Source organism: Sutterella seckii (assembly GCF_009183815.1).
Lineage (GTDB): Bacteria > Pseudomonadota > Gammaproteobacteria > Burkholderiales > Burkholderiaceae_F > Sutterella > Sutterella seckii.
The window spans coordinates 1-634 of the sequence record NZ_WEHX01000227.1 but is presented as its reverse complement, the minus strand read 5'-3'; the positions used below and the strand labels follow the sequence as shown (position 1 = coordinate 634).

At 55.4% G+C, this 634-nt stretch carries 1 protein-coding gene; it reads right to left on the bottom strand.

Features of this window, described 5'->3' with window-relative positions; all coding sequences use genetic code 11:
* Nucleotides 1-606: transposase (locus tag GBM95_RS11965; protein WP_193222710.1), on the bottom strand; the 606-nt coding region annotated here is incomplete at its 3' end.
* Nucleotides 607-634: the final 28 nt, after the last annotated feature.

Below are 634 nucleotides of genomic sequence, written 5' to 3'. Positions count from 1 at the left end.
GATGCACCGGTAGTGCCCGTCGTAGCTGGCCTCATTCTGATTGCCGAAAAGCTCTACCGGGGTAGAGTCCACATCAATGATGAAGTACTCCGTATCTCCGCGTTTTTTAAGGATTCTTATGGCTTCATTCTCTGTGAAGTCAATCAGATCCATGATTGCCGGCGTTGTGATTCTGAGGGGATCAGTCTTTGTGAGCCTGGAGAGCTCACCCTTGACCTCGGCAAGCGCCATCATCCGATCGTGTTTGCACTTCTCTTCGAACCGGGCGAAGAAGCGGGAGAGCGTCGGTGCGCTGGCTGCGTTCGAGATGCGCAGAGCGCTGACAAAGCTCTTGTCCATGCTGAGCTGTTCGACGTCATTGAAGTCGGGCATGCCGGCCGCCAGTGATGCGAGCACCTGATTGATCAGGTCTTCCGTGTCGTAGACGAAGTTGAAGTGATCCCGGGGCGTGTACTTGTCGATGACCCGGGCAAGCGCCGCAGGAACCCCGGACCGCCGGGCTCGATTCATGAGCGGAGCCAGCCCTCCGAAGCGTGTTACATCTTTTTGATTGACTTCGAATGCAATTGCGCGATTGAGATTGTCCGTGTGGTTGCTATACTGCATGGCGAGGCGTCCGGTTGGTTTTTTCCTG